14 protein-coding genes are annotated in these 13,729 nt (G+C 36.7%); 10 read left to right on the top strand and 4 right to left on the bottom strand.

Translation table 11 applies throughout. From position 1 onward, the window contains the following. The first annotated feature begins 139 nt into the window (after window positions 1-139). The 3 genes from dpaL (at window position 140) to AAGS61_RS07275 (ending at window position 5,437) form a co-directional block, all read left to right on the top strand. Window positions 140-1,342, top strand: a complete 1,203-nt coding sequence (gene dpaL, locus AAGS61_RS07285) for a diaminopropionate ammonia-lyase (protein WP_391369459.1) — start codon at window positions 140-142, stop codon at window positions 1,340-1,342. 511 nt (window positions 1,343-1,853) lie between these two features. After that, entirely contained in the window at window positions 1,854-2,156 is a 303-nt protein-coding gene (locus AAGS61_RS07280; RefSeq protein WP_391369457.1) for an HNH endonuclease, read from the top strand. Between the two features lie 95 nt (window positions 2,157-2,251). Then, complete coding sequence (locus AAGS61_RS07275; protein WP_391369454.1) at window positions 2,252-5,437, top strand: SNF2 helicase associated domain-containing protein; 3,186 nt, start codon at window positions 2,252-2,254, stop codon at window positions 5,435-5,437. A gap of 365 nt (window positions 5,438-5,802) precedes the next feature. On the opposite strand, the gene AAGS61_RS07270 is transcribed toward AAGS61_RS07275, so the two are convergent. Then, window positions 5,803-6,003, bottom strand: a complete 201-nt coding sequence (locus AAGS61_RS07270) for a hypothetical protein (RefSeq protein ID WP_391369451.1) — start codon at window positions 6,001-6,003, stop codon at window positions 5,803-5,805. A gap of 528 nt (window positions 6,004-6,531) precedes the next feature. Between AAGS61_RS07270 and AAGS61_RS07265 the strand changes: the two genes are divergently transcribed. The 5 genes from AAGS61_RS07265 to AAGS61_RS07245 all read left to right on the top strand — a co-directional run bounded on the left by AAGS61_RS07265 (window position 6,532) and on the right by AAGS61_RS07245 (window position 9,220). Next, entirely contained in the window at window positions 6,532-6,828 is a 297-nt protein-coding gene (locus AAGS61_RS07265; protein ID WP_391369448.1) for a hypothetical protein, read from the top strand. 191 nt (window positions 6,829-7,019) lie between these two features. Next, entirely contained in the window at window positions 7,020-7,397 is a 378-nt protein-coding gene (locus AAGS61_RS07260; protein WP_391369445.1) for a GntR family transcriptional regulator, read from the top strand. Continuing rightward, window positions 7,397-8,266: an ABC transporter ATP-binding protein gene (locus tag AAGS61_RS07255; RefSeq protein ID WP_391369442.1), complete on the top strand. Its 870-nt coding sequence runs from the start codon at window positions 7,397-7,399 to the stop codon at window positions 8,264-8,266. The genes AAGS61_RS07260 and AAGS61_RS07255 overlap by 1 nt, the downstream gene beginning before the upstream one ends. Next, window positions 8,259-8,900 carry an ABC-2 transporter permease gene (locus AAGS61_RS07250; RefSeq protein WP_391369439.1) on the top strand — a complete coding sequence of 214 codons (642 nt, stop codon included), beginning with the start codon at window positions 8,259-8,261 and terminating at the stop codon, window positions 8,898-8,900. Before AAGS61_RS07255 ends, AAGS61_RS07250 begins: the two co-directional genes overlap by 8 nt. A 14-nt stretch (window positions 8,901-8,914) precedes the next feature. Beyond that, window positions 8,915-9,220: a YfzA family protein gene (locus AAGS61_RS07245; protein ID WP_391369436.1), complete on the top strand. Its 306-nt coding sequence runs from the start codon at window positions 8,915-8,917 to the stop codon at window positions 9,218-9,220. A gap of 61 nt (window positions 9,221-9,281) precedes the next feature. Here AAGS61_RS07245 and AAGS61_RS07240 read toward each other — a convergent pair whose 3' ends face one another. Genes AAGS61_RS07240 through AAGS61_RS07230 form a run of 3 tightly spaced genes read right to left on the bottom strand, consistent with a single transcriptional unit; the run spans window position 9,282 to window position 11,729 of the window. Continuing rightward, window positions 9,282-10,112, bottom strand: a complete 831-nt coding sequence (locus AAGS61_RS07240; protein WP_391369434.1) for a DUF4097 family beta strand repeat-containing protein — start codon at window positions 10,110-10,112, stop codon at window positions 9,282-9,284. Then, window positions 10,112-10,816, bottom strand: coding sequence for an ABC transporter permease (locus AAGS61_RS07235; protein ID WP_391369431.1), 705 nt, complete (start codon window positions 10,814-10,816; stop codon window positions 10,112-10,114). The genes AAGS61_RS07240 and AAGS61_RS07235 overlap by 1 nt, the downstream gene beginning before the upstream one ends. Beyond that, on the bottom strand, window positions 10,809-11,729 hold the full coding sequence (locus AAGS61_RS07230; protein ID WP_391369428.1) for an ABC transporter ATP-binding protein: 921 nt from the start codon (window positions 11,727-11,729) through the stop codon (window positions 10,809-10,811). The genes AAGS61_RS07235 and AAGS61_RS07230 overlap by 8 nt, the downstream gene beginning before the upstream one ends. Before the next feature lie 152 nt (window positions 11,730-11,881). Here AAGS61_RS07230 and AAGS61_RS07225 point away from each other — a divergent pair, with 152 nt between their 5' ends. Together AAGS61_RS07225 and AAGS61_RS07220 are read left to right on the top strand one after the other, a co-directional pair. Beyond that, the gene (locus AAGS61_RS07225) at window positions 11,882-12,604 is read left to right on the top strand and encodes a response regulator transcription factor (protein WP_391369425.1); all 723 of its coding nucleotides are present in this window, start codon (window positions 11,882-11,884) and stop codon (window positions 12,602-12,604) included. Next, window positions 12,601-13,695 (top strand): sensor histidine kinase, encoded by a 1,095-nt coding sequence (locus tag AAGS61_RS07220; protein ID WP_391369422.1) that lies wholly within the window; start codon window positions 12,601-12,603, stop codon window positions 13,693-13,695. The genes AAGS61_RS07225 and AAGS61_RS07220 overlap by 4 nt, the downstream gene beginning before the upstream one ends. Window positions 13,696-13,729 lie beyond the last annotated feature (34 nt).

Here is a 13,729-nt window from a genome sequence, read left to right as displayed (position 1 = left end):
GCATTTGAAAAGATTCAAGCTATTATAAGTATAGAAAGCTAGAATTATTTGCGTAGGAAAGAAAATTATGGTTAATTAGATAGCACGTCGAGTAACCGCTTTCTTACATCGCATAGTACATGAAATAGGAGGTTTTGAAATGCAACATCAAACGTATATTCAATGGACAAAAAATCACCATCAAAAGGAAGAGCGCGGGCCAATCTATTCACATTTTCAGCAAAACGTCATCGAAGAAGTGTTAAAGTTTCAGCAATCACATATAGCGTATACGAAAACACCATTACATAGCTTGCAACAACTAGCAAAGAAATTACATGTAGAAACGATTCATGTGAAGGATGAATCCCGAAGATTTGGCTTAAACGCTTTTAAAGTGTTAGGAGGGATTTATGCCATTGCGAAATATATCGCAGATACTTTAGCAATCCCATTTGCAAATTTAACATTTGATGATTTAAAAAGTGAGGAAGTCAAAAAGAAACTCGGAAAGTTAACGTTTATTACAGCGACTGATGGCAATCATGGGCGCGGCGTAGCTTGGGCTGCCCGTGAGCTTGGTCATCAATCCATCGTCTTTATGCCAAAAGGTTCTGCTCAGCAACGATTAGAAGCGATACGTTCAGAAGGAGCGGATGCACATATTTTAGAGCTGAACTATGATGATTGTGTGAGGGAATGCGCTACATTAGCAGAAGAAAACGGCTATATAGTGATTCAAGATACAGCTTGGGAGGGTTACGAACATATTCCGCTGTGGATTATGCAAGGCTATGCGACGATTGGGTTAGAGATTACGGAGGAATTACCAACCCCACCAACACATATTTTTTTACAAGCAGGGGTAGGCTCTTTTGCCGGCGCCATCACGGCATTTTTCCATCAGCTATATCCGGAGAATCCACCTAAAATTATCATTGTAGAAGCGGACAAAGCCGATTGTTATTATCAATCATTTTTAACAAAGGATGCTTCGGTTCAATTTGTGACGGGGGATATGGCGACGATTATGGCCGGGTTAGCTTGTGGTGAACCGAACAAAGATGCCTACCGTATTTTGAGTGATAGCGCTTTTGCAACGTTTTCTTGTGACGATGCGATTGCAGCATTAGGTATGCGTATTTATGGCAATCCGTGCAACGGAGATCCTGCTATTATATCGGGAGAATCCGGTGCGGTAACGCTCGGGCTACTATATTATTTACAAAAGCTTCAGCCAGAAATAGGGAAAGAACTCGGATTAGACGGACAATCTCGCGTATTACTTATATCCACGGAAGGCGATACAGACCTAGAACAATATGAAAAAGTAACATGGTTAGGACATTTTTCATTAAAGTAGAATAGAAAAAGGAAGGGCGGAGATTAAAATAAAATCAAAGCTGGTGATGATTAATGTTATATGTAGTGGTTTTATTGCATTATTAATCGCTTGGTTTTTTGCAGAAGGCGCATTAGGTGACGCCGATGCGTTGACACCCGAATTCTTTTTTATCTTACCGATATGGGTGATCGGGGTATTATTGATGTGGCGATTCGTTTTCAAAGATGGACCCGAAAATATCTCCCGTTTTAGGATGATCGTAAGTAACTTTCTACTGTGGTTAACGATTCCGCTTGGTTTAATGTTTGCGTTTCAGTTCATATAACAGTACAAGAAAGTGCCTCTTGATGAACGTAACATGGCGTTAGTTCTAAGAAAAGTCGATTCGACGTAGTTGCAATCGGCTTTTTTGTATGAAAATTTATTGCATGATCAAAAAAATGTCATAATGATTCGCTAAAAGTGGCGAATAATATCATTACTTCATCGAATGGAGCAATCGAAATACCGCAATAGAAAGGAGAAGAGTATGGCGAAGAAAGTAGATGTTTGTGCATTATGCAAGCGAACAGAAGTGGAAACGACGGAGCATCATTTAATTCCAAGAGAAGAAGGCGGGAATCATGGGCCAACTGCTTTTCTTTGCATTCCCTGCCATAAAAATATCCATGCTTTATATACGAACAAAGAATTAGCAATCAGATTAAATTCAATCGAAGCACTAAAAGCAGATGAACAAGTGTGGAAATTCGTAAAATGGATTAGAAAACAGCCCGCTTCTACATTAGTTAAAACAAAACGCTCCAAAAATAAGCCAAATAGAAGGAGATAGGAGAGCGCGTCATCAACAGTATGTCGAGTCTATCTAAAGTACATGGTAAAATAGGCATTAGTAACGATCCATCTCCTAAGGAAGGGACTACATACATGGACATCAAAATCAATCATAGAATCATAAAAGAAATGTGCGGCACGGTCTCCTTCAAAAGAGGAGACGCTTATTATCGCGCAAATAAAGTAACCATTCACGACGATAGCGTAGACCGATGTACAGCTACTGTGAAAGGTGCAGAAGACTTCCATGTCACAATTGAAAAAGATCTGCTTGGGCGTATTCAGACGTCCTGTAGCTGTCCTACACTTGTGAATTTTAGTAAGAGCTGTCAGCATGTTGCGGCTGTTTTGCTGGCCATAGATGAACGGAAACGACAGGGAAGTGCGCCGTCTGATGAGTCATCTGAACAATTCCATGTGCCCCAACTGTCAACGGGGATTATGACACTTTTTCAGGATGGAACAATACGAAAAAGTCGGCATCAGCTGCATTTTGAAAAAAGACAGATACTGGATGTGCAGTTTACGCTTAAGCCTTGCCCAATCGGGAACGGGCAATACTTGTTTAGTGTGGAGCTATGTATCAGTCAAACGAAGATTACACATATTCGAGAGTTTCTACAACATGTAAAGTTTGGGGAATGTTGTACATTATCGCCTACACTTCTCTATAATCCAAATGAGCATTGCTTTAACGATGAAGTAGATGCGGTGTTGCATCAACTCATCCAAATTGTCCAGGATGAAAAGGCTTTTTTAGACGTTTTACCACACGACACCGTCTTACTAATCCCACCATCTGCTTGGAGAGAACTTACTTCGTTATTCATACAAACGCCAGCCTTAGTTGTTGAACCGAAAGGACAAGCTGCTCAGCCCTTACGTATTGTAAAAGGGGTACCACCGTTACAATTTTTAGTGGAGGAGAGAGACGGCAAATATCAATTGACGATTCAAGGGTTTGAGCGAATGCGGTTGTTCAGTGCCTATTCGGCTGTATTAATCGATGGCTCCGTGTTTCAGTTAGACAGCGAGGACTGTGCTCGGTTAACGGAATTACAGCACATGCTAACACCAAGTACAAATCACGTGCCGATTCCATATGAACAATTGAATACGTTTCTCAACAAAGTTGTACCAGGTTTAAGAAAAATCGGGCAAGTCAACTTGTCGCAACAGATAATAGAGGAAATGAGAAAAACACCACTTGTGGCGAAGCTTTACTTAGATCGCTTGAAAAATAGATTGCTAGCGGGACTAGAATTTCATTATGAGCATGTTGTCATTCAACCGTTGGAAAGTGCCGAGGATCCAGTAGGTCCGATGTTGATTCGGGATTACAGAAAGGAACAAGAGATCCTTAACATCATGGAGGAAAGCGGCTTTACGAAAACAGATGGCGGTTATTTCATGCAAAATGAACAATTGGAATATGACTTTTTATATCACATGCTACCTAATCTTCAATCACTTGCGCAAATTTATGCAACAACGGCTGTTCGCAATCGCCTTGTTAAACAGAATACCTTCCCTAAAATTGTCGTAAAGGTGAAGAAGGAACGAACAAATTGGTTGGAATTCAAATTTGAAATGGACGGCATTTCAGATCAACAAGTGAAGGAGATTTTACAAGCACTTGAAGTAAAGCAAAAATATTATCGCCTGCCGAATGACTCCTTGCTATCGCTTGAAACAAAGGAAATGGAAGAAATTCGCCGATTTTTACTAGCAGGACCAGTGCAAGATGACCAGTATGAAGCAACTTTCAATATGCCGATACTCGAAAGCTTAAAATTTTTGGAGTTGATCGGCGACAGTGAAGTGTTTACACCAGCTGAATCATTCCGCCAGTTTGTAGGTGGATTACTGCATCCAGAAACGTTGGATTTCGATGTACCCCCAAGCTTAGCAGGCATTTTAAGAGACTATCAAAAGCAAGGGTTTAAATGGATGAAACAACTAGCGAGCTTCGGGTTTGGTGGTGTTTTAGCTGATGATATGGGGCTTGGGAAAACGGTGCAAAGCATTGCGTTCATCGTATCAGAGCTAGCTAACATACGAGCGAGTAAGCAGCCGGTGCTCATTGTGTGCCCGTCCTCGTTAATGTATAACTGGCTACATGAAATGATGCAATTTGCGCCTGAGCTGCAAGCAATCGTTATTGATGGAGATCAAGCTGTTAGAAGAGAGCTACAACGTCATCTTGATGATATCGATGTGCTTATTACATCGTATCCGTTACTCCGCCGTGATGTAGCATGGTATGAGCAGCAAACGTTTCACGCGGTGTTCTTTGATGAGGCGCAAGCATTTAAAAATCCGTTAACTCAAACGGCGCGAGCGGTCAAAAAGATAAAAGCCGATTATCGTTTTGGATTGACAGGAACACCTATAGAAAATAATCAGGAAGAGCTTTGGGCGATTTATCATGTCATTTTCCCGCAACTATTCCAAGGACTACAGGAATACAGTTATTTAACGAGGAAAGCGATAGCGCGGAGGGTGCGACCATTTTTACTTCGTCGTTTAAAAGAAGAGGTGCTGACGGAGCTACCTGGCAAAAACGAAGCGCTTACAATGTCGGAGCTACTGCCTGAGCAAAAGCAACTGTATGCCGCCTTATTAGCCAAGCTTCGAGTCGATACATTGAAGCACCTCGACAAGGACACGTTTCGGAAAAATCGCATTCGCATCCTAGCTGGCTTAACGAGACTACGTCAAATTTGCTGTCACCCGAGTTTGTTTGTCGATGGCTATAAAGGAAGCTCTGCGAAATTTGAGCAGCTACTACAAATATTAGAGGAATCGAGGCTTTCTGGCAGAAGAGTGTTGATTTTCTCGCAGTTTACGAAAATGTTGGAATTTATTGGGCGAGAGATGACGATGCGCGGTCAAGCATACTTCTATTTGGACGGTCAAACGCCTTCAGCGGAACGAGTTGAACTGTGCAATCGTTTTAATGAAGGAGAGCGGGATCTATTTTTGATTTCATTAAAAGCAGGGGGCACAGGGCTGAATTTAACGGGTGCCGATACGGTTATCCTTTATGATCTTTGGTGGAACCCCGCAGTAGAGGCACAAGCAGCGGACCGTGCTTATCGAATGGGCCAAAAAAACACCGTACAAGTCATTAAGCTCATCGCCCGCGGCACGATTGAAGAAAAAATGAACGAGCTCCAAGAAAGAAAGCGCCATCTGATTGCAGATATCATCGAATTTGATGAAAAGAGTCCTGGTGCTTTAACGGAAGAGGATATTCGGGAGATTTTAAGGGTTTAGGCATAACGAAAGGACTTGCACATATAGGCAAGTCCTCTCCTAATGGCTATGTTTTCAAAATCCTATATGGCGAGTTCCCAATCTTGCTCAGGTATTATTTCATTACCGTATGCCCATTTTTTTATTTCTTCTTGTGTTGTGGGATTCTAAGCATCTTTAAACATTATTCCATACCCTTTTTTAACGAATAAAAACCTGCCTATGCAGAAATATTCGCATAGTAGATTAATATTTGGGGATTAAATGGAAATTCAGTAACTATAAGAGTGGTTAATGGGAAGCATAACAAAAGAGCTCACGACTATGAGGTGTCTTCATAATCACAATTTCAGAATTTGTCATGTTAAGTATTTGTCTATAGAATATTAACCTTTTGATACTTTACATAAGAATTTCATAACATGATAAATAAAAACTAGCCAAATGAATAAAACAATTATAGATGATAGTCCTGTTATTAGTTGATTATTTTCAAATGATTCTTTAATAAACTCATCCAGAAAACTTACTATTGTTGCTAATAATAACCAAAGGAAACCTGTTAAAAATAATTTGTTCTTATCCAAGTTCATCTTCCTTACTAATTTGAATATATGTTACGCACAAGCCTTAGATTAAGGCATAATCGTTATTAGTTAGATTTCTAAAAATAGTAATAGTATCCTATTATAATAAGTCAGTAAAAAAGTTTATTCAAACTATTTTTAACCCCTATTTTAATACTAAAAGGTGAAAGTTGTTCCGAAACAACTTTAATGAATTGCCCGTTATAAAACGGTTTATTGGATAGTTCAATAGTGTTGAGAGAATTTTTTATTTGTAAAAAATCATCACCTCCATGTATAACGCTAATATATTGAATGATTGAAAAACCTTAAAAAACTGGATAATCCTCTACAGTAATCTCGTCTTAACAATTATTGCAGAGTAAAGAAATATATTATAGATTAACAATGTTTAGTTGGTTTTTGAGTATAATGTAGCTAAAAGTATACTTAAAGTAGAAAAAATTATCCATATAGAAGGAGAAAGTACATTGGTGTCGAATATTCTTTCTTAAGGTTTCCACATGACCGACCAAAGGAGGAATTGGGATGGCAATGTACTTTTCAATGTATTGGCACTTTATTATGATGGTGGTACTTGTGATGGTTTTTAGTGGTGTCATAGGCTTTCGTTTTCCACGCTTTCCGTTTTATATGGTCCTAATTGCTAGTGGCATAATCGGTTATGTTTACAGTGTTTTGACGAATTTAGAAGAATTATTCTTTGTTTTTATTATTGCTAATGTTTACATGTCACTAGTTCCAATTGTTTTAATTGAATGGGCAATGTATATGAGGAAAAAGGCGGATGAAATCGAGATGCATATGAGTTTGGTCCAAAAATAATGATGGAATACTTAAGCAGAACACCTATAAACGTTGATAAAACAACGGTTATAGGTGTTTTTTGTTGGGGATTCATAGCAGAGCTAAAATGCTTTATACCAATTTAATTCCAAAAAAAGTTGTAAAAGGAATTCTTTTTGTGTATATTGTATATAAAGTATATATACAATATTTCAAGAAGAGGTATTTGCATGCAAATTATAATTTCAAATCATTCAAAGGAACCGATTTATGAACAAATCTATGCTCAAATAAAAAAGCATATTTTGACGAATGAATTACAGGCGGGGCAGGGGTTACCTTCTATGCGGCAGTTAGCGAAGGAGCTAGATGTCAGTGTTATTACGACAAAACGGGCCTATGAAGAACTAGAGAAGAATGGCTTTATTTATTCAGTTGTTGGGAAAGGCTCTTTTGTATCAGAGCAAAACAATGAAATGATTAAAGAACGAAAATTCAAAGTCATTGAAGAGCAATTAATGACGGCTATCCAAAACAGTAAAGAAATTGGTCTTAGCCTTACAGAACTACAGGAATTGCTCACGATGCTATATAGGGAGGAAGAATGATGGAAAACGTCATTGAATTACGCAATGTGAATAAACAATTTGAAGGGTTTCAGCTGAAAGACTTTTCGTTAAATGTGAAAAAAGGATTTGTAACTGGCTTTATCGGGGGGAATGGGGTCGGAAAATCGACAACAATCAAAATCATTATGAATTTATTGCGACCAGATAGCGGGGCGGTTTCGATTTTTGGATTGAATTATAAGGAGCATGAAAAAGAAATCAAACAACGAATCGGTTTTGTCTTTGATGAAAATATCTTTTATGAACACTTAACATTAATGGAAATGAAGCGAATTATAAAGCCTGCCTATTCAAATTGGGATGACAATCTATTCAATCATTATGTAAAAGCATTTGAGCTGCCATTAAATAAAAAGATAAAAACATTCTCAAAAGGGATGATGATGAAAGCTTCCTTAACGATGGCCTTATCTCATCATGCGGAATTAATCATTATGGACGAACCAACTTCTGGCTTAGATCCTATTTTTCGAAGAGAGCTGTTAAACATTCTTCACGAATTAATGGAAGATGAGAATAAAACCATTTTCTTTTCTACTCATATTACGACGGATTTAGACCGAATTGCAGATTATATCACGTTTATTCATAATGGGGCGCATGTTTTTACAAAGGAATTTCATCAAATTGAAGAGGAATATGCGATTGTGAAAGGTGGCACCGAGTTGTTAGATGTTGAAACAGAAAAGGAATTCCTGTCTATTCGAAAATCGAATCATGGTTTTGAAGCGTTAACAGCAAATAGGGACCGAATCGAACATATTTTTGGAGAAATGGTTATGATCGAGAAGCCCACGCTAGAAGATATTATGTTCTATACGAAGAAGGGAAGTGAACAGTATGTTTAATTTAATTCGGAAAGATATTCTAGTTCAAAAAACTTCACTTATGATATTAGTTCCGATTTTAATAGCATATTTAATGGTAAATGATGTTTCATCTGTCTGGCTAGGCGTTATATTTAGCACTTCCATCATTATGAATGCTTTTATATTAGATGAAAAGTCTTCTATTAATAATCTTCTTAATTCTCTTCCTTATACGAGAAAAGAGATTGTTAGTTCTAAGTATATGGGAGCATTAATTTTTACTTTCATCATTGTTTTTGCTCTTTTTATTGGGAATTTAATCATTCATCAGGAAATGACCGATTGGAAAGAAGCGTTACTTGTTGTTAGCGTTGTTTTAATGATGGTTTCGTTTTCCTTTCCATTCTCTTATAAGTATACAAGTAAATTTTTGGTTACTGGAGCTCTCATCCTAGTTGTTGCGCTGATGGTTATTATTAAATTTATTCTTCCGAGGTTTGGTTCAATAATAGAAGATAAAATGAACGTGAATGAAAAAGTTGAATGGTTTACGCAAACATTATTCAGTTTACAGGACGGGCAGCTGTATGCATTCATTGTAGCTATCGTAGTTATTTTATATGTTTGTTCATGGCTTCTTTCGATTCGTATTTATAGTAAAAAGGCGTTTTAAAAAGGGTGTTGAATGTGTTAGTAAATAAACAAAAAAATTCAGTTCCACTTTTGAAAAGAACATGGGTATCGCTTGTTGGTACATTTTTATTGTCCCAGTTCATTTTCATTACATTTGAAGCAACTGGTTGGATACCTAATTTGCAAGATATTAATGGAACATTATTTGGAAGAATTGCTGAATCTCCGTCGTTTATTAAATGGTTTTCTTTTTATGAAACAGCGCATTTCAATTTATTTACTGTCTTTTTTGCTATCATACTGCTCTTGCCAGGAATGATAGGTGCAATAAAAGATGTTTTTCGACAAGCCAACGACTAATTATTTAATGGGGGTGTCTAGAAAGTAAAAACTTTCAGAACACTCCCTTTACTACTTAATCCTATTCAATAACAATAAAGCCGTACTTTGTTTCTGCTGAAAGTATGTTAGCTCCATCACCAATAGTATGTGTTTTTTTATCGTATTTCGGTAATGTGATTTTAGTATCTTCACTAGTCATCATTAATTGAAGCGATGTGGGTGTTTTTTTATAGTGAATGTTAATATCACCTGAAGTACTTTTTACATGTATATTTGGCTGTTCCGTAGCCTCTGTCATTTTGATTTGGCCGTCCGTCGTTTCGATTGTATGCGTTAATCCTGTACTTTCTTTTATTGCAACATCGCCTGCACTTGTTGTAATCGATAAATTGTCAATAGCGCTCTTAGTAATGGTGACAGTGCCATCTTTCGTACGAAGTTCAGCATGTAAGATAGCTGTATTGTTTAGATTAACATTACCAGTAGACGTGTTCAATTGCACTGTATCCAGTGGCAAGTCTTGAATAGTAGCATCGCCATTTTCTGTGTTAAGTGTGAGTGCGTTATTTTGAGATTTGGGCAGTTGTACGATAATGGTTGGCGCTGAACGAAAGCGAATGTTTTCGAGCCAGTTTGTTTTGCGTTTTTTCTCTGTAATGAATAATCGATTATTTTCTTCAGTAATTGTTAGCAGATCTTTTTTTAGTTTATGTCCTTGTAGGTGTACATGTATTTTATCATCAGGTGAATTGTTAATAGCGATACTTAACACATCAAGTGTCACATCGATCTGTGGCATTGCTGTATACTCACCCATTGTGATTTTTTCCGCAGGTTGTTGCTTCATAAAAATTGTAATGATTACAATGATTGTTCCAAGTAATAGTGCAAATAACACTTTTTTCGTCATTATGTCACATCCTTTACATCAATATTGCGGAAGGATAAATAAGCAATACTAACACCGAGAAGTGCCAATAGGACTGGAATAATGATTGTATCGGTGAAGTTAAATGTGGTATCGACATCAGAAACGGTTCCATTAATTAAAAAACCAATAATGGTAGCTGATGTAATCGTTGTCGCTGTTGATTTTTTTCGCATACCGAAAAATAATGGAATTAAAGCGATTGCGCTCATCATGAAAGCGTTAGTGATCGTCTCTGGCAAAGTTGCCAATAAATCCTGTACTGTTACGGTTCCTTCAAATAACTGAAGTGAGGGCTGCAGGAAGTATGTAATCATTTGTAATATCCAAATATTGGTGAATAAAATAACTGTGATAAATGAATAAGCAAGTACTAGCTTAGCAAATAATAGTTTTTTACGATTTATAGGGTAGGTAAACAGCACTTGCATTGTTTTTGTACGAAACTCTGAAATGATAAGGCGAGATAAAATAACACTACCGAAAATAATAAAAGTAATATTCGATAAAATATTTACTAATGACATAAATTCTTGAAATGAACTCATTGCCCCATCTACATCATTTTTTGCGTCTAGTGCAAGTAATACTACACAGCTATAAATACCAATCACACAGAAGAAAAAGCTTATAAAATAACGTCCGATATAATGCTTCTGCCATTCTAATTTGATTAAATTAAACATATTGGTTCCCTCCACTAATCAGATTTACAAAGTATTCTTCTAATGATTGATGGATTGTTTCGACTTCATCTACATCAATCCCGTGGAGTATGAGATGCTTCGTTAGTATGGATGGTTTTTCAACTATTTTTTGAATATGCAGCGTTGTAGCATTAATGATTTGAACGTTAGCATTAAATTTTTCTTCTAATAACTGTTTAGCTTTTGTTGGATCATTTACTATCATTTCAACCGTGGATTGCTGTTTTTCGCGTAGGGAACACATCGCAATTTCCTCGATTAATTCACCATGATTTAGTACACCAATTGTATCTGCGATTGATTCAATTTCTGAGACGATATGGCTAGAAATTAAAATCGTCATACCATATTGTTGTTTTAGCATAACAAGTAGCTCTCTTACTTCTTTAATACCAATTGGGTCTAGCCCATTAATGGGTTCATCTAATATTAGAATTTTCGGTTTAGCAACAATGGAGCGTGCAATGGCTAGACGTTGACGCATACCAAGAGAGAATTCCTTTACCTGTTTCTTTCCGCTTTTTTGTAAACCTACAATGTCTAACACTTTCTTTAAATGATTTGGGTCTTTATAACCGATGTAATCACAATGGATTTGCAAGTTTTTATATGCGGTTAGCTCTTCATAAAAAATAGGATATTCAATCATGCTACCAATGTTTTCTAAATATTCATATGAAGTAGTTGTAATGGATTGATGTTGAATTGTAATTTCACCTGATGTTGGCTTAATTAAATTTAATAGCATTTTCATAATTGTAGTTTTACCCGCCCCATTTGGCCCAAGAAAACCATAAATCTCACCTTCTTTAATATTCATGCTTACTTTGTTAATGATAGATTGTTCTGTAAAACGTTTCGTTAATTGATGTGTTTGAATCAGATAATTCATACTTAAACCACTCCTTTAAATTGCTTAGTTATAGCGTAAAAGATGAAAGTAAAAATAAAGTAAAATGGCAGGAAAATGTACGTAATTTTTACTTAAAGTGTAGGTATTGGTGGAAAAACTTGTTAGGATAGATATAGAAGAGAGGGAATCATATGACAGATGATGCAAAAATTTTAATTGTAGATGATGAAGTGGGTATTTTAAAAATGCTCGAAATCACATTGCAAAAAGAGCATTTTATATATATTACAACCGCCACAACGAAAGCGGCGGCACTGCAAGCTTTAACAGAGAAAAATTTCGATATTATTCTATTGGATGTCATGTTACCAGATGGTGATGGCTTTGCATTATGTTCAGCCATTCGTCAGCAAACGGTAGCACCGATATTATTTATTAGTGCACGTTCTAGTGATTTCGATAAATTAACAGGACTGAGTGTAGGAGGAGACGATTATATTACAAAACCATTTAATCCACTTGAAGTTGTAGCAAGAATACGTGCCATTTTACGTCGACAGCGTGAGTACGAAAAAAAGGCGATACAATCTGAAATGAAAAACTATGTATATAACACGTTTACATTTACACCAGATGAGGCTTTATTAACTGTAGATGGGGAAGTCGTTCAAGCTACAGCAAAAGAGTTAGAATTACTTCGTTTCTTTTGTGAAAATCCCAATCGAGTATTTACTACCACACAAATTTATGAACGTGTATGGGGAGAAGATGTGTTTGGTGAGGAAAAAACCGTAACCATTCATATTGCAAAGTTACGTAAAAAGCTAGGCGATAATACTAGAAATCCAACTGTGATCGTGAATTTACGAGGTATTGGTTATAAATTCATTCCATCGATAGGTGATGCTAAATGAAAATCCAACAACGCTTTGTTCTACATTTATTACTTGGATTTGTCATTTGGTTATTACTTTTAGCAGTTACAGTGCCGTTCGTCATGGAAGGGATTTTACCGAAACTAGGGCTTGGTGATGAAAGCTATGAATGGTTTGTCATGATTATTATGGGGGTTGATACAGTATTGTGTATCATCTGGTTTGGTTGGTATTTTGCCAGCCCCTTGTTACTTATTATGAAATGGATTGACCAATTAGCAAATGAAGATTTTTCTTTATTTAAAGAGAGGGAAAAAATTTATACGCGTAAACAAAAACTGAAAATGCGCTTTCGTTTATATCAAGAAGTCATCAGGCAACTGAATCATATGCAGGATCAATTGCAAAAAGCAAAGGTCGAGCGGACTCAACTAGAGAAAGTAAAGCGGGAATGGATTGCCGGCATTTCACATGATTTGAAAACACCTTTAACATATATTAAAGGTTATTCTAAATTGTTATTAAACACGGATTATCATTGGTCAAAAGAGGAGCAGCGCGGTTTCATTCAAGAAATCGATGATAAGGGGACACATATGGAGCAACTTGTACAAGACTTGAATTTATCAATGCATTTCGACGGCTCACAGTCAGTACCTATTCATAAAACAACACAAAATATGATATCGTTCGTCCAACAAGTTTTGGCCGATATTAGCAGTGACTTACGTGCACAAAAGCACCACTTTGAATTGCAAACAGAAATGAACGAGTTAGCTATAAAGTTTGACCCACAATTGTTAAAACGAGCACTGCAAAACATTTATATGAACGCAGTCATTCATAATGAAGCGCCTGTTATGATTACAACGATAGTAGAAAAAAAACAAGATAAGTTAACGATAAGCATTCAAGATAATGGAATAGGTATGACAGAGAAAACACAACAAAATTTGTTTAATCGGTATTATCGGGGGACGACAACAGAACAAAAATCTGAAGGGACAGGCTTAGGGATGGCGATTGTCAAAAGTTTGATTGAAGCGCATGAGGGGGTTATCACAGTAGAGAGCGAACTACAAAAGGGAACAAAATTTATAGTGACATTACCTTTTGAAAAAGGCTATTGAATAGGCTCATCATGTTAAGTAGGGATAACGAAAT

Origin of the sequence: Lysinibacillus sp. KU-BSD001, from assembly GCF_042920265.1 — a bacterium.
Taxonomy (GTDB): domain Bacteria; phylum Bacillota; class Bacilli; order Bacillales_A; family Planococcaceae; genus Lysinibacillus_B.
The sequence above is the reverse complement of the archived record's forward strand: the minus strand, read 5'-3'. Positions and strand labels throughout refer to the sequence as shown.